The organism is Promicromonospora sp. NPDC110617 (genome assembly GCF_055598465.1).
This window is the reverse complement of record NZ_JBVKBM010000003.1, coordinates 605,251-620,619: the sequence shown is the minus strand read 5'-3', so window position 1 is coordinate 620,619 and position 15,369 is coordinate 605,251. Positions and strand designations below refer to the sequence as shown.

Below are 15,369 nucleotides of genomic sequence, written 5' to 3'. Positions count from 1 at the left end.
CGACACGCTCTGAGGGGCCCCCGCGCGCCGGTAGGCTGCGATCGTGCGCTTGCGTGAGCCGTCCCGGCTGCTGTCCTTGTTCCTCGCGGTGGCCGGTGGCCTCGTCCTCTGGTCCGCGTTTCCCGACGCCGGCGTGTGGCCCGCCGCGTTCGTCGCCGTCGCCGTCCTGTACTGGGCCCTCGGGCGCGACAACGCCTGGTGGAACCTGCTGATCGGGTTCCTGTTCGGCGTCTCGTTCTTCCTGCCGCACCTGTGGTGGGCCCACGAGTCCACCGAGACGGCGCCCTGGATCGCGCTGTCCGCACTGGAGGCGCTGTTCATCGGCGGCTTCGGCGCACTGTGGACCTGGGTGCGCCGCGCGCGGTTCCTGCGCCGCCGCGGCTGGCGGCTGGCCGCCGCGTTCGCCGTGCTCTTCGTCGCCGTCGAGCAGTGGCGCGCCGAGATCCCCTTCGGCGGGTTCCCCTGGGGCCGCCTCGCCTGGACCATGGCCGGCACCCCGACCGGCCGCGCCGCCTGGCTCGGCGGCACCGTCGCCGTCAGCCTCCTGGTCGCCTTCGCCGGGGCGCTGCTCGCCCTGGCCGTGGCGGGTCTGGTCCGGGCCGTCCGTACCGCCCGCGCGGCCGGCGCTGCGCGGGTGACGCCGGCAGAGCAGGAGGGTGGCAGGGCGGTCACCGGCAGCTCTGCGCCGGCCGGCGCTGCGACCGTCCGCTCCTCCATCGGCCGCTCCGTCGGAGCCCTCGCGCTGGGCGTCGCGGTCGCCGTCGTGCCGCTGGTGCTGCCGCTGCCCACGTCCGCGAGCGCCGGTCCCGTCGAGACACCGGAGGGCCAGGAGGTGTACGACGCCGGGAGCGACCTGGCGGAGGACGGGCAGCTGTGGGCGGGCGCCGTGCAGGGCAACGTGGGGGAGCCGGGCCTGGGGGCGTTCGCCAACCGGGCCGAGGTGCTGAACAACCACCTGGAGGGCACGTACGTGCTGGCGGAGGACTTCGCCGGCGAGCTGGACGTGGTGCTGTGGCCGGAGAACGGCAGCGACCTGGACCCGCAGACGACGCCGGACGTGGCGCGCGGGCTGGACAACGCGTCGACGGCGGTGGGGGCGCCGATCCTGGTGGGGGCGCAGGAGTTCCCGGAGACCGGCGGCCGGTACAACGTGTCGCTGCTGTGGCAGGCGGGGCAGGGTGTGATCGCCCGGTACGCGAAGCAGCACCCGGCGCCGTTCGGTGAGTACATCCCGCTGCGGTCGATCCTGCGGCTGTTCTCCGACCAGGTGGACCGGGTGACCACGGACATGATCCCGGGGGTCAACCCGCCGTACGTGGACGTGCCGAGCCGGCTGGGTCAGGACGCGTACCGGCTGGGCACCATCATCTGCTTCGAGGTCGCGTACGACGAGATCATCCGGGACGCGGTGCTGGAGGGTGCGCAGGTGCTGGTGATCCCGACGAACAACGCGTCGTTCGGGTGGACGGCGGAGTCGACGCAGCAGCTCGCGATGTCGCGGCTGCAGGCGATCACGACGGGGCGGGCCGCGGTGCAGATCTCGACGGTGGGCGTCTCGGGCGTCATCACGCCGGACGGGACCGTGGTGCGCGACACGGAGCTGTTCACGGCCGACCAGTTCGTGGTGGACCTGCCGCTGCGGTCCTCGATCACGCCGGCGGTGGCGGCCGGGTACTGGCCGGGCTGGATCGTCGGTGGCCTCGCGTTCGTGCTGGTGGTGGCTGGCGTCGTTGGCGGGATCGGCGCGCGCCGTCGGGCCCGGGGGTAGGGCGCGTCCGCCTCGGGACCTGTGCGCTCGAAAGAGACACGGAGCTCGAAAGAGACGCGGACAAGAAAAGGCCGCCGGCCCGAACCGTGGGGTTCGGGCCGGCGGCCTCTTGCTGTCTGCTCAGGCTGTCCTGCTCAGGCTGTCCTGCTCAGACTCGCGTGCTCAAACTCGCTTGCTGAGCCTTGCTCAGGCCGAGCGGCGGAGCTTGCCGGCGCGCAGCAGCTCGAGGCGCTCGTCGAGCAGATCCTCGAGCTCCTTCACCGTGCGGCGCTCGAGCAGCATGTCCCAGTGGGTGCGCTGCGGCTTGGTCGCCTTCGGCTCGGGCTTCTCGGCGTCGCGCAGGAGCGCCTCCTCGCCGCAGCGGCACTCCCAGATCGGGGGTACGTCCGCGTCGGTGGCGAAGGGCAGGATGATGGTGTGGCCGTTGGGGCAGTCGTAGTAGGCCTGGAACCGAGGGGCGAAGTCCACGCCCTCGTCGGACTCCATGCTCTTACTACCGATGCTCATACCGCGCAGGGACCGGTCAGGCACGATGTCCTCCAGAGGGTTGTCGGGATAGGTGGCGGAAAAAGGTCCGTATAGCCAACGCAGGGACCCTCTGTGATGTTCCAGCCCATGTTTCAGCGGTCTGACGACCAGCCGTGCCAAACCAGGCTACCGATCGGACGTGCGCCCGCAAGCGCACTCCGGGCAAACTGGGTGTGGATGTGCGCGATCTCACGTACGTCGCGGCAGGTGGGAGCATTCCGCCCGGGAACAATCGGCACGAGCCGCGGGTTAGGACCCATGTTCATGCAGATGCATGAACAGCGTGGGTGACACACAGCACGTGCGGCAACCAGCTCAGCACCACGATCGAGGAGCACAGCATCATGCAGTTCGGGATCTTCAGTGTCAGCGACGTGACGACGGACCCGACCACCGGGCACACCCCGGACGACACCGAGCGCGTCCGGGCCATGCTCACCATCGCGAAGCACGCGGACGAGGCAGGCCTCGACGTCTTCGCCACCGGTGAGCACCACAACCCGCCGTTCGTGGCCTCGAGCCCGACGACGATGCTCGGCTACCTCGCGGGCGTGACGAAGGACATCACCCTGTCCACGGCCACCACGCTCATCACGACCAACGACCCGGTCCGCATCGCCGAGGAGTACGCGATGCTCCAGGTCATCAGCAACGGCCGCATGGACCTCATGATGGGCCGCGGCAACACCGGCCCCGTCTACCCGTGGTTCGGGCAGGACATCCGCCAGGGCATCCCGCTGGCCATCGAGAACTACGCCCTGGTGCGCCGCCTGTGGACCGAGGACGTCGTGGACTGGGAGGGCAAGTTCCGCACCCCGCTGCAGGGCTTCACCGCCACGCCGCGCCCGCTGGACGGCGTGCCGCCGTTCGTGTGGCACGGGTCGATCCGCAGCCCCGAGATCGCCGAGCAGGCCGCCTACTACGGTGACGGGTTCCTGCACAACAACATCTTCTGGCCGATGAGCCACACCAAGCAGATGGTGCAGTTCTACCGCCAGCGGTTCGAGCACTACGGCCACGGCCGCGCGGACCAGGCGATCGTGGGCCTCGGCGGCCAGGTCTTCATGCGCAAGAACAGCCAGGACGCCGTCAGCGAGTTCCGGCCGTACTTCGACAACGCGCCCGTCTACGGGCACGGCCCCACCATGGAGGACTTCACGCGCGACACGCCGCTGACCGTCGGCTCCCCGCAGGAGGTCGTCGACCGGTACGGCTCGTTCATCGACGAGGTCGGCTACTACCAGCGCCAGATGTTCCTCATGGACCACGCCGGGCTGCCCCTGAAGACCGTCCTGGAGCAGATCGACATCCTCGCCTCCGACGTCGTGCCGGAGCTGCGCAAGATCGCCGACGCCAAGCTCCCCGAGGACGTGCCGGCCAACCCGCCGACGCACGCCGAGCGGGTCGCCGCGGCGCAGGCGAAGGGCGCGGCCGGCGCCACGCACGTGGGCGACGGCGGCGACGAGTACACCGGCACGCTGGCCGAGGAGGCTCTCTGAGATGACAGAACGCGAGATCACGGGCCGCGAGATCACGGGCCGGACCGCTTCCCTGGTACCTCCCGTCGAGGACCGGCCCCGCCGCACGATCGCCGTCGTGCACGCGGGGCTGGGGCAGCCCTCGTCCACGCGCCTGCTGGCGGACCGCCTGGCCGACGCCACGGCGCGCGAGCTGGAGGCCCTGGGCCACGAGGTGACCGTCGAGATCGTCGAGCTGCGCGACCACGGTCACGCGATCATCGACGCGATGCTCACCGGGTTCCCTACGGGGGACCTGGCGCGCGACATCGAGACGATCACCCAGGCCGACGGCGTCATCGCCGTCACGCCGCTGTTCACCACCACTTACTCGGGGCTGTTCAAGTCGTTCGTCGACATCCTCGACAAGGAAGTGCTCACGGGGATGCCCGTGCTGCTCGGCGCGACCGGCGGCACGCCGCGGCACTCGCTCGCCCTCGAGTACTCGATGCGCCCGCTGTTCACCTACCTGCGGGCCGACGTCGTCACGACGTCGGTCTTCGCGGCCACGGACGACTGGGCCCAGGGGGGCGACCGCACCCGGCACGACGACGGCGCGAGCTCCCTCCCGGAGCGCATCGAGCGGGCCGGCCGGTCGCTGGCCGCGATCGTCTCCGCACGCGGGGAGCACGCCAAGCCGGACGACCCGTTCGCCACGACGCCCAGCTTCCTGGACATGCTGGGCGGGGACTGACCCGGGATCTGCCTGTCGGATCTGTCTGTCCGATCTGGCCCTGGGAACTGACCGTGGGAACTGACCGCGAGGTGCCACGGTGATCCACCGGCGGGGTCGGCCTGCGGGTTCGCGGGCCGACTGGGGCTGAGCCCAGCGGATCTGGACAGATCTGGGCCGATCTGGAGAGATCTGATCCTGCGTGCCGGGTCCGGGGCTTGCACGCCCAGGGCCCGGCAGGGAACATATGGGACAGCCACCGCAACGGGTCGTGGGCAGGTCGATGGTGAGGGAGCGCGGTCATGGCGGACGACACACAGGACCAGGTCTCGGACTCGAACGGCACTGACGCGCCACAGGAGGTCGTCCCGGAGGCGGCCGTCCCGGAGACCGCAGCTCCCGACGCCACCGAAGCCAAGGCCGTGGCTGCCGAAGTGGTGGCTGCCGAAGCCGTGACGACCGAACCTGCATCGACCGCCGCGAGCAGCCTGTCGTCCGACGCCGGTCTGCAGCCCGACACCGGACGGGTCGCCCGGATCGTCGCCGCGCTGCGTAAGGCGCACGCCGAGCAGGCAGCCCGTTCCGTCGAGCGGGCGGCTGAGCAGCCTGCCGGGCAGATCGTCGAGCAGGCCGCCGAACCAGCCACCGAACCGGCGGATGCCGGCACCGAGACCGTCGCACCGGAACCCCCGGCACCCCGCCGCGCGACCAGCGGGGTGCGGTTCACCACGCCGCGCACGCCGACCCTGCGCTGGAACCCCGGCGCCCGCTACCGCGCGTCGCAGCTTGCGAACCAGCCGGTCCCCGTGCCGCCGGCGACCCTGTCGTCGGCACCCGTGTCGTCGTCGGCGCCCGTGTCGCCCGCACCTCTGCCGCCCGTGCCCCCGCCGCCGGGACCGGTACCTCCCGTACCCCCGCCGCCGGCGCTGGCCGGGCGGCTGTTCCGCGGCCCGGCCCGGCGGACCGCCGTCTTCGAGCGGGAGATCTGGTACCCGTCGGCGCGGTCCTCGCGCGTGCCGAGTGACGTGGGCGAGGCACTCGCGGCCGCCGTCGAGCGGTATCGCAAGGGATCGATCTCGACGTCGGGCCTCGTGCGGGCGATCGGCAGCGCCCACGCCGCCTGACGACGGACTGACACCCGAGCCCTCCAGCACCCGGCATCCGTCCTGAGACGGCCGGGTGGCACCGCGGACCCGCGGCGCCACCCGGCCGTTCTGTCGTCTGTTGACCGTCTTCAGCCCGGTTGCTGCCCGGTCGCTGCCCGACTGCTGCCCGACTGTTGTCCGTCGATTCCGCGGTTCCCCACCGAGTTTCCAGATAGCGGCAAAAAAAGAGACCCGGCCGCATGGGTTCGCCCTGGTGGGGCCTTGTCCTGGGTTCTTGCCACAGTGGAGCATTCGTTGCACTGCAAGCGAGTACACGAAGCAGCCGCACCACGCGCCGCGACCTGTCGCTCTCTCTCAGTAGGTGCCGACAGTGGGTGCCGAACAGGCATCCGACGACCAGGACGACAAAAGGGCGGGAGCGGCTGATGCCCAGGCGCACGCGGGCCAGGTTAGGCCTCCTCGCTGTGAGCGGGGTCGTCGCGAGCGCCGTCGTCGCTGGCCTGCTCAGCGGTTGTGGCCCGGACGCCAGCGTCGCCAACTTCACGGTGCCGGAGGAATACGGGTCGGTCGAGCAGCTCGTCGCGGACGCCGATGCCGTCGTGCTCGTGCAGGCGGGCCGTTCCGGGGTCGACGTCGTCGACCGGGTGCCGTACACCCGCACCGAGCTGGAGCTGCGCAAGGTGCTGCTCGGCGCGCTCGGCCAGGACGCCGTCCTGGCCGTGACCCAGGTCGGTTCGGCCGCGTCGCCCCCGGGCGGCGAGCTGCCGTCCATCCTGCGCAACGGTCGCGAGTACGTGGTGGTGCTGCACCGCAACGACGCGGGCGAGTTCGAGGTGGTGGGGCCGGGCGTCTGGCGCGCAGACAGCCTGGGCACCAGCCTGACGCTGCACACGGGCAAGCCGTCCTGCGTGACGTCCGACATCCCGCACGTGACCACCCCCTGGGAGCTCGAGGTGACGCTCGGCAAGGCGCGGGCGGTGCTCGGCACCAGCGACGTCGGCGAGACCTGAGCCGGCTGTCCGGGCAGCGCAGCCTGAACACGGCCTGAATCAAGAACGTTCCAGGTCAGACGCCTGGGACAGGGGCTGACTCGTGGTCCGTCCCGTGGTCCGTGCTGTGGTCCGTGCTGTGGTTCGTACCGGGGTCCGCTGGGCCAGACTGGGCGTATGACGCGCAGCCTCGTCCTCACCGCCGACGACGCCGGGACCGACCCCGACGCGGACCGCGAGATCGCCGCCCTCCTGGCCGGATCACCGCTGACAGCAGTGGGGGTGATCACCACGGAGCCGGACGACGAGGGCGGACCGGCTGGTCCGGGCCCGAACGAGAATCCGATCCAGCGCGAGAGCCCGGGGGCGGTGCGGGCCGTCGGACTCATCGCCCGGTCCGCGCCCGATGTCGCGCCCGGGGTGCATGTGGTGCTCCCGGCGACGGGGCCGGCGGGCGGTCTCGACGACGTCGTCGACCGCATCACGACCCAGGTCGACACGCTGACGCGAGCCACCGCCGCCGTCGGCGCGCCGCCGCCCCGGCGGCTCGACTCGCACCAGGGCAGCCTGTACGGCCTGCAGGGCCGCTCCTACCTGGGCGAGGCGATCGGTTTCTGCGCGGGGCACGGACTGGCGTTCCGCCTGCCCCGCAGCCTGGACCTGTACGGCGACGGCGACCCGGTGCTGGCCACGACCGACGTCCGGGCGCGGCACGCGAGCGCCGTGGTCGCCGCCGACGCGGCGGGGGTACGCCTGCCCGAGGTGATCGCCACGCATCGCGGCGGTGACGCGGAGGCCCAGGACTACGGGTCGTTGCGGGACCACTACCTGCGGCTGCTGGGGCGGCTGCCCGAGGGGACGAGCGAGATCTTCCTGCACCCGGCGCCCGACACCCCGCGGCTGCGCAAGACGTCGGCGACCTGGTGGCGCAAGCGGACGTGGGAGCTGCGGCTGCTCGGCGACCCGGTTTTCATCCGGGAGATCGAGCGGGAGGGCATCGACCTGGTCAGCGAGTGGTGAGTAGGCTCACCCGCGTGGAGGCCGAGGACGCCGTGGACGCGCCGCAGGCAGGAGCCCCGTCGCGGTCCGCCGGGCGGGACCCGGCGTCGGGCAGCGCTCGGGGCAGTGGCGCGGGCAGGACGTCGCCGCTACGGTACGGCGCCGGCATGTTCGGCACCTCGCTGCCGATCAACCTGGTCAAGGGCTCGATGCTCTACGTGTACGTGGAGCTGCTCGGCCTGGACGCCGTCGTCTACGCGACCGTGTACGCGATCTACGGGGTGCTGGACGCGCTGGACAACCCCGTGTTCGGCTACCTGTCGGACCGGACGCGCTCGCGCTGGGGGCGGCGTCGGCCGTACCTGGTGGTGGGCGCTCTGGTCCTGACGGCCACGACGATCGCGCTGTTCTCCGTGCCGGGCGCCGTGGCGGAGTCGGCGGTGGGGCTGGCTGTGTGGTTCGCCGTGTTCGCGATCACCACCGAGATGGCCGACTCCCTGATCAACGCCAGCTACGGCGCGCTCCTGCCGGAGCTGTTCACCGACGAGCGGCGCAGAGCCACGGCCAACGCGGTGCGGCAGGGTGCGCAGCTCGTCGCGCTGGTGATCGCGCTGGCGCTGACGCCGGTGCTGGCACGGAACGTGCTGGGCACCGAGGGCTCCGCCGTCGGGTACGGGCGGCTCGCGGTGATCTTCGGCGTGGTCGCGGCCGCGGTGATCCTGTGGACGGCGTTCGGCGTGCGGGAGGACCCGGCGCTCGACGCCGAGCCCAAGCCGCAGTTCTTCCGGTCGGTGGGGCAGATCCTGTCGACGTCGCACTTCTGGACGGTGGGGCTGGTCAACGCCTGCTACGGCGCGGCGATGGCCCTGGTGCTGGGCGGGCTGCAGCTGTACGTGGAGCACACGCTGGGTGGCTCGGCGCTGGACGCCAGCATCCTGCAGCTCGTCGTGATCGCCGTGTCGATCGGGATGCTGAGCATGTGGGCCGCCGTCGTTCGCCGCAGGGGCGCGGCCTGGACGTGGCGGCTCGCGCTGCCGGTCGCCGCCGTCGGGTTCGTGCCGCTGTACTTCGCGACGGACCTGCTCACGGGGATCCTCGCCGGGCTCGCGGTCGCCGTCGGGTACTCGGGCGTGCTGGCGACGAACGACCTGGTGATCGCCCGCGTCCTCGACGCCGACGCCGCCCGCCACGGCACCCACCGCAGCGGCCTGTTCCTGGCCGCGTTCGGCGTGCTGGGCCGGCTCAACGGCCTGATCACGGCGGCGGCGCTGGCGTCGCTCGCGCTGTGGTTCGGCTACCGGTCGGGCGCGGACCCCGGACCGGACCCGGGACAGGCGTTCCGCGTGTACCTGTCCGTCTACCCGTTCGCGCTGCTCGTCCTCGGCACGGTGGTGTCGCGATTCATCCGCCTGCCGGCGGCGCCGGAGGCGGTGGGTGGAGCGTCAGGCGACGCTCCCGCGAGCGGAGCAGCCGACGGCGGTGCGGCCGGCGACAGCGGTGCGGCTGGCGGCGAAGCGGGCGACGCGCCCCTCACGCGCTGATCGCGAGCAGGGTCCGGTCGGCGGCCTCCAGGCGGTAGGGGCCGTGCTCGGCCGGCGCGGGGAAGGTCACGCGGTCACCATGGACCCGCCGCCTGCGGTCGGTGCCGCCGTCCGGCAGGCCCTCGACCAGCACCGTGCCGTCGGCGTCGATCGCGACCAGGTCGTCGCCCACGCGGACCAGGACGGGCTCACCCGGCCCCGGGAACCGGCTGATCGCGGTGCGGCCGTGCCGGATGGCGTCCAGGATCGCCTCGGGCGTGCGGTCCTCGGCGGCGACCCAGGTCGTGGGCGTGCCGGGCGGGAAGCCCTGGTCGGGCGTGTGGAAGTCGCTGCCGCCCAGGAACACGGGGTGTCGGGCTGCTCCGGCGCCCAACACCCCGAATGCTCCCGACGACTGGGCGGCTGGCTCGGTGGTTGACCCGGCGCCCGCTCGATCGGCCGAGCCGCCGAAGCCCCGGAGATAGGCCCACGGTCCGGTCGCGGTCAGGTCGAGGAACCACGAGATGTGCCACAGCTCCAGAAACCCGGTGCGCAGGGGGAACTGCCAGCCGCAGTCGTCCTGGAGCGGATGGTTCACGGACAGCAGGCCGCCGCGCTCCTCGACGTCGGACAACCACTGCGCCGCCGGGCGGCGGAAGTCCACCCAGCCGATGTCGCCGAACGCATTGGCGTGGCCCGCGTGCGTGGTGACCTCCTGCCCGGGCAGGAGGCAGACGTCGTACGCGGCGCCGACCCCGGGCAGGTGCGCGTGATGGGAGACCGTGTTGTGGTCGGTCACGGCGAGAAAGTCCAGGCCCCGGCCGACGGCGGCCGCCGCGAGCTGCGCGATGCTGAGTGTCCCGTCCGAGTGCGTGGTGTGGGCGTGCAGGTCGCCCGCGAACCAGGTCAGCCCATCGGGCGCGGGCAGGTCCCGCCCCAGCCGGGTCCGGCCGCGGGTGCCGGTGCTGCCCGGAAGGCCCGACCTGGTTGCCGCTGAACCGGACGTCGCAGACAGGGCTCCGGTGCCCGACGGCGGGGCGGGCGCGGGCGGCTCGTCCTCGACCGGGCCGGCGTCGGCCCCGGTGGCGATCGTGACGGTCACGTCGATCGGTGCGGCCGGCATCCCGTGCAGGCCGAGCACCACCGCCCACCGGCCCGGGACGATCTCGCCGGGCTCGTACCCGGGCGTGGCGGTGCCCTGCCGGTCCCGCCGGTCCCGCCGGTCCCGCCGGTCCCGCCGGTCCTGCCGGTCCTGCCCGTCACGCCAGGCGGTGCCGGGACTCGCGTTCGGGGTGATCGCGAACCGCGACCGGGCACCGCCGGACCAGCCGCGCCACCGCTGGGGGTCGTAGCACCCCAGGTCGATGACGGCGGCGTCCCGGTCGTACGCGAGGGTGACCTCCAGGGCGTCGGTGCCGCGCCCCGCCGGTATCTCGAACGGCACCTCGAGGTACCGGTTCTCGATCTGGTCGTCGATCGACAGGCGCAGGCGGCGCTCCTCGCGGGTCACGCACCGAGGCTAGTCCCGGGTCCGGGCGGAGCACAGGGTCCACGCCCGGACCCGCCGAAGCCGGGATGACCCGGCCTCGCGGGCGCCTGGCATCACGACTGCCCCGTCGCATGCTGCCCCGCTGCATGCTGTTCCGCTGCAGGACTGGCTCACGGCGTTGCAGTCACGCCGTATCGCTGTCACGCCGTATCGCTGTCACGCCGTATCGCTGACCTGCGGGGATGCTGTCCCGCGGGGATGCTGATGCTGACCCGCTGACCCCGCCGTGCGCGCCACGTGCGCCGCGGTGCGCCGGCTGACGGCCTGCGATCAGGCCGCTCAGCGGCCCAGGATCTCCGTGAGGAACTCGATCGCGGCCGGGTAGGCGTCCTTCCGGTTCGCCCGCTTGGCCAGGCCGTGCCCCTCGTCGTGGTAGACCCGCAGCTCGTGACGGATGCCGCGGTCCGCGAGCGCCGCGGCGATCTGCTCCGCCTCGGAGAGCGGCACCCGCGGATCGTTGGCGCCGTGGATCACGAAGAGCGGCGCGCGGAGCTGGTCGAGGTAGGTGATGGGGGACGCGGTGACCAGGAAGTCGCGGTCGTGCTCGAGGCTGCCGTACTCGCGTTCGCGGGCGGCGCGGCGGTACTCGGAGGTGTTCTCGAGGAAGGTCACGAGGGACGACATGCCGACGATGTCGACGCCGGCGGCCCACAGGTCAGGCTGCATGGTCGTGCCGGCGAGCACCATGTAGCCGCCGTAGGAGCCGCCCCAGAGGGCGCTGCGCTCTACGTCGAGACCGAGCTCGGGCAGCCAGGCGCGGAGGGCCGCGAGGTCGGCCACGGAGTCGAGGCGCTTGTCGACGTCGTCCAGGCTGACCCAGCGTTTGCCGTAGCCGGACGAGCCGCGGACGTTCGGGACCAGCACGGTGAATCCGGCGCCGGCGAGTGCCTGGATGACGGGGGAGAACAGGCGAGTCGCCTCTCCCTCGGGTCCGCCGTGCACGAGGACCACGGAGGCGCCCACGACGATGGTGCCGGTGGCGTTCGCGGTGCCGTTGTCCCCGGTGCCCGGGCTCTGGGGGTCAGGACTCTCGGCGTCAGGACCCTTGGTGCCGGAATCCTTGGTGCCGGGAATCGCCGTGCCCTTCGGCCGGTACACGAAGCAGGGGATCTGCTCGCCGTCCGGGGTGGGGACGCGGTGCACCGTGGGCAGCGAGATCGGCAGGCCAGCGGGGATCTGGGCGCGCCCGTCGACCAGGGTGTCAGCGGTACCGGTGGCGGCGTCGACGAGGTGGATCGAGCCAGGGTCGCCGGAGGCGGTCAGGTGCACGGCGAACCGTGAGGAGTCCGGGGCCCAGATGATGGTGGGCACGCCGTCGTCGGGCAGCGTGACGTCGCAGCGGTGGGTGCCGTCGTGCTCGTGGACAGCCAGGGTGGTGACGCCGTCCTGGTGATGGCCCAGGACCATCGCGGAGCCGTCGAGGGACAGGACCACCTCAAGGTCGTGGTCGTCGGCCTCGACGAGGGTCTCCCACGCGGTGCGGTCGGCTCCGTCCGCTCCGGGAGCGCCGGCGGGGCACACCCGGACGACGGCGGCGTACTCCCGGTCGTGGTCCGACGCCATGACCAGCGCCTCGTCGGCCGCCGTGACGGCGACGGGACCGGCCGCACCGGCGAGGAGGACCTGGGTGGAGCGCGGCCGGCTGCTCAGGGTGGTGATCGCCACGGAGCTCCGGTCGTGGGAGGCGACGGCGTCGACGAGATACCCGCCGCCGTCGTACAGCGTGGTATCGGAGCCGGTCGCCAAGTCGTGCACCACGACGTCGAAGTCGACGCCGTCGCGCCGGTTGGTCAGGAACACCACGGACTCGGCGGAGACGTCGGCCAGGTCGTGCTTGTACGCGGGGTCGTGGACCAGAGGAGTCAGGTCGGCGAGCGTGGCGGGCAGACGAGCGGGCCGGCCGGCGGGCAGACCTACAGAGAGGCCTGCGGAGGAGGCTGCGGGTGGATCGGCGGGCGACGCGGTGGCCCCGACATCGGTGGCTTTGATGTCGGTGGTTTCGATGTCCAGGAGGCTGAGCTGCATCTGCTCGTCGCCGCCGGTGTCGTGCTGCACCACCACGCGGCGAGTGCCCGGCACATAGCGGCCGGAGCAACGCGAGGGCAGGGCCGTGAGCTGCGTTCGGGTGCCGTCGGGCGCGATCTCGACGAGCTGCATGCTCCCGGACTCGTCGTTCCCTGCGAGGATCCGCCCCTCCGGATCGACGTCGAAGACGGCCCAGGCCGTGAGGTCGAGCAGGGCACCGATGATCTCCGGCGCGGAGGTCAGGGGCACGGCAGGCGGGGTCTCTGCAGGTGAGGGCGCTGAGTTCGAGGGCACCGGGCTGGAGGGCACTGGGTTCGAAGGCACGGCGGGCACGGGTGCGGAAGTCACTCAGGCAACCTAGCGGCGTGACCGCTCGCAGCCGTCATCAGGCTGCCCTGTCCCGAGCCCAGGGCAACTCGATCCGGTGACCATGGCGGCTGGTGAAACCCCATCGCCCCGGCTGGTCCGGTGTCGCGCTCGGTTCCCATGCCATCGTGATCCCGGTGGTGTCGACGAGCGTGTGGTGATGCCAGCACAAGAGTGCGGAGTTCGCGACGGACGTCTCGCCGCCGTCGGCCCAGTGCCGCACCGCGTGGTGCACCTCGCACCGGCTGGGCGGTTGGTCGCAGCCGGGATAGACGCAGTGCTGGTCACGGGCGATCACGGCCTTGCGCATCTGCCCGGTCACCGTGCGCCGGGCGCGTCCGACGTCGATCGCGGTCCCGTCGGCGCCGAACACGACGCGTGTGACCTCGGCGTCGCACAGGAGCCGGCGCAGGAGGTCGCGCGGAACGACGCTTCCGGTCGTGGACGCCCCGGTGAACGTTGCGGGCTGAGAGGTGAGCGCCGTCAGGTCGCCGGGACGGAGCGCGCCGCCACCGCCAGCGGTACGGCGGAGAGATCTGGCCCGGTGACGCCGGACCCGTGCCGCGAGCCGGACGCGTCAGGAACCTGGCTCGGGCGGGCATTCGACGCGTCAGCATTCGACGATTCGGCTCCGGTCCGTCCGTCGTAGCTGTTCGTCCGCCCGCTCCGCAGCAGCTCCGTCAGGGACACGGTGACGTGGACGTGCGGACGCACCGCGGCACCCGAGCCGACACGGCCGTTGTCCAGGACGTCCCGTGCCAGGTCGGCGAGCGCCTGCGCCCGGCGCTGGGTGGGTGTGCGGTCGTCGCCGGCGGCCGGAGCGCCCGTCATCGCGTTGAGCGCCGTCGACAGCAGGTGCCCGTGCTCGTCGGTCAGGAAGCCGTTGAGGTGCCAGCCCCCGAACGTCGGCGAGACCTCGAGGTGCTCCCGTTCGGTCGACTGACGGTAGCCGCGGTCGTCCGCGTCGGGGTCCGCGACCTGGCCGAACCGCTTCAGCACCCGACGGAAGCGTGCCGGGTCGCAGGCACCGGCGAGCCCGGTCAGGTATTCCTCGCCGGTGATCACCGGGGGAGCGGTTCGGGAGTCACCGTTCGTCGCCAGGTCGACGTCTGTGGCGGCCAGATCGACCGGAGCCTTGTCGTCGACGGCGTCGTCAACCAGCTCGGCGCCAGTCTCATCCGCAGAGTCATCCGCAGAGTCATCCGCAGTGTCTTCGGCACGATCCCCGCCGTCGCCCGGCACCTCCGGGGCCTCGACGGACGATTCCGGCAGTTCCTCCGGCTCGATCGGCGCGGCCAGCGCCGCCTTGCGCGCTTCGCTCGTCGGTGCGACGTCCACCAGGGCACGGACGTGGTCGACGCCGATGCCGCCTGCGAGCGCCGCTGCGCGGGTCGTGGGCAGGTGGTCGCGCAGCACCCGGCCGGTGCGGGCCTCCCGGTTGGCGGTGGTGGTGCTGACGTTCTCCGTTCTGGCGAGCCATGCCGAGAAGGTCCGCGCACCCGTGGCCCGCCAGGGATGCCGGGCCTCGATCACGGGCAGCCAGGTCAGTCGGACCGTGTCCAGGCGGGCGCTGAGTGCACGCAGCCGCGGCGCGGCGTCCACGAGCCGGGGGACCGCGATACCACCCGTACCGGTGGACTCGCCGATGCCGGCGACCGCGTCCGGGCCCGCTGAGGCCACCAGCTCGTCGGCGAGCACGTCCAGCTCGCTCAGCACGGTTTCGAGGGCACGAGGACCGCACACCGGAGCTGGTGAGAGTGGAGGCACCGGCGTGCAGTCCATCTCCTGCCACCCCCGCCTGTTCCGTTGCTGTGTCGACCCTCCGACCTTATCGAACATGTGTTTGATCTGCTGGGCGAAGATGAAATCTGTGGACAACTCTTGGGGCGGAGGGTGCTACCCGGCCTTGGCGGCCGCTCCGAACTGGTCGACGTAGTGCGGGTTGTACATGATGCCGAGCACGTTCCCGAAGGGGTCGACGACCGCCGCGGTGACGAAGCCCCCGTCGCCGCGCGGGGTGACGGGCTGGTACTCGGTGGCGCCCAGCTCCAGGAGCCGGGTCACCGTTCCCTCCAGGTCGTCGACGTGCCAGTACATGAGCGCGCCCCCGGGCTGGTCGGGCAGCCCCGGGGGCGCGTAGGCCCGGCTGACGATCCCGAGCTCGGCCTCGTTGTCCCCGATCCGGAACTCGGCATAGGCGGGCGTGCCGTCCGGTCCGGAGCGCTGGAAGTAGGGCTCGACGCCGAGCACCTCGGTGTACCAGGCGGAGGCAGCGGCGACGTCGTCGGCCCAGTAGTTGATGGTGGAAAATCCTCGAAGGCTCATGCCG

At 72.2% G+C, this 15,369-nt stretch carries 13 protein-coding genes; 7 read left to right on the top strand and 6 right to left on the bottom strand.

Annotated features, from left to right (window positions below; genetic code table 11):
• Positions 1–43 precede the first annotated feature (43 nt).
• Complete coding sequence (lnt, locus tag ACZ7LE_RS20540; protein ID WP_470405089.1) at positions 44–1,768, top strand: apolipoprotein N-acyltransferase; 1,725 nt, start codon at positions 44–46, stop codon at positions 1,766–1,768.
• 186 nt (positions 1,769–1,954) lie between these two features.
• On the opposite strand, the gene ACZ7LE_RS20535 is transcribed toward lnt, so the two are convergent.
• Positions 1,955–2,299 (bottom strand): RNA polymerase-binding protein RbpA, encoded by a 345-nt coding sequence (locus ACZ7LE_RS20535; protein WP_026365682.1) that lies wholly within the window; start codon positions 2,297–2,299, stop codon positions 1,955–1,957.
• A gap of 341 nt (positions 2,300–2,640) precedes the next feature.
• Between ACZ7LE_RS20535 and ACZ7LE_RS20530 the strand changes: the two genes are divergently transcribed.
• From ACZ7LE_RS20530 to ACZ7LE_RS20505, 6 genes are all read left to right on the top strand, one after another.
• Positions 2,641–3,795, top strand: coding sequence for an LLM class flavin-dependent oxidoreductase (locus ACZ7LE_RS20530; RefSeq protein WP_470405326.1), 1,155 nt, complete (start codon positions 2,641–2,643; stop codon positions 3,793–3,795).
• A gap of 1 nt (position 3,796) precedes the next feature.
• Complete coding sequence (locus ACZ7LE_RS20525) at positions 3,797–4,507, top strand: FMN reductase (RefSeq protein ID WP_470405088.1); 711 nt, start codon at positions 3,797–3,799, stop codon at positions 4,505–4,507.
• Between the two features lie 281 nt (positions 4,508–4,788).
• Entirely contained in the window at positions 4,789–5,610 is an 822-nt protein-coding gene (locus ACZ7LE_RS20520) for a hypothetical protein (protein ID WP_470405087.1), read from the top strand.
• A gap of 407 nt (positions 5,611–6,017) precedes the next feature.
• Entirely contained in the window at positions 6,018–6,602 is a 585-nt protein-coding gene (locus tag ACZ7LE_RS20515) for a hypothetical protein (RefSeq protein WP_470405086.1), read from the top strand.
• Positions 6,603–6,758: 156 nt separating this feature from the next.
• Positions 6,759–7,601 carry a hypothetical protein gene (locus tag ACZ7LE_RS20510; protein WP_470405085.1) on the top strand — a complete coding sequence of 281 codons (843 nt, stop codon included), beginning with the start codon at positions 6,759–6,761 and terminating at the stop codon, positions 7,599–7,601.
• A 14-nt stretch (positions 7,602–7,615) separates the two neighbouring features.
• The gene (locus ACZ7LE_RS20505; RefSeq protein WP_470405084.1) at positions 7,616–9,121 is read left to right on the top strand and encodes an MFS transporter; all 1,506 of its coding nucleotides are present in this window, start codon (positions 7,616–7,618) and stop codon (positions 9,119–9,121) included.
• Here ACZ7LE_RS20505 and ACZ7LE_RS20500 read toward each other — a convergent pair.
• From ACZ7LE_RS20500 to ACZ7LE_RS20480, 5 genes are all read right to left on the bottom strand, one after another.
• A complete protein-coding gene (locus ACZ7LE_RS20500; protein ID WP_470405083.1) occupies positions 9,111–10,610 on the bottom strand; it encodes a CehA/McbA family metallohydrolase in 1,500 nt (499 codons plus the stop codon). The genes ACZ7LE_RS20505 and ACZ7LE_RS20500 overlap by 11 nt on opposite strands.
• A 318-nt stretch (positions 10,611–10,928) precedes the next feature.
• Complete coding sequence (locus ACZ7LE_RS20495; protein ID WP_470405082.1) at positions 10,929–12,923, bottom strand: S9 family peptidase; 1,995 nt, start codon at positions 12,921–12,923, stop codon at positions 10,929–10,931.
• Positions 12,924–13,059: 136 nt separating this feature from the next.
• On the bottom strand, positions 13,060–13,440 hold the full coding sequence (locus ACZ7LE_RS20490) for an HNH endonuclease signature motif containing protein (protein WP_470405325.1): 381 nt from the start codon (positions 13,438–13,440) through the stop codon (positions 13,060–13,062).
• Positions 13,441–13,523: 83 nt separating this feature from the next.
• Positions 13,524–14,756 carry a DUF222 domain-containing protein gene (locus ACZ7LE_RS20485; RefSeq protein ID WP_470405081.1) on the bottom strand — a complete coding sequence of 411 codons (1,233 nt, stop codon included), beginning with the start codon at positions 14,754–14,756 and terminating at the stop codon, positions 13,524–13,526.
• Positions 14,757–14,936: 180 nt separating this feature from the next.
• Positions 14,937–15,365 (bottom strand): VOC family protein, encoded by a 429-nt coding sequence (locus tag ACZ7LE_RS20480; RefSeq protein WP_470405080.1) that lies wholly within the window; start codon positions 15,363–15,365, stop codon positions 14,937–14,939.
• Positions 15,366–15,369 lie beyond the last annotated feature (4 nt).

Coding starts and splice junctions, on each gene's coding strand:
- ACZ7LE_RS20530 (WP_470405326.1), top strand. CDS start 2,641: ATGCAGTTCGGGATCTTCAGTGTCAGCGACGTGACGACGGACCCGACC.
- ACZ7LE_RS20525 (WP_470405088.1), top strand. CDS start 3,797: ATGACAGAACGCGAGATCACGGGCCGCGAGATCACGGGCCGGACCGCT.
- ACZ7LE_RS20520 (WP_470405087.1), top strand. CDS start 4,789: ATGGCGGACGACACACAGGACCAGGTCTCGGACTCGAACGGCACTGAC.
- ACZ7LE_RS20515 (WP_470405086.1), top strand. CDS start 6,018: ATGCCCAGGCGCACGCGGGCCAGGTTAGGCCTCCTCGCTGTGAGCGGG.
- ACZ7LE_RS20510 (WP_470405085.1), top strand. CDS start 6,759: ATGACGCGCAGCCTCGTCCTCACCGCCGACGACGCCGGGACCGACCCC.
- ACZ7LE_RS20480 (WP_470405080.1), bottom strand. CDS start 15,365: ATGAGCCTTCGAGGATTTTCCACCATCAACTACTGGGCCGACGACGTC.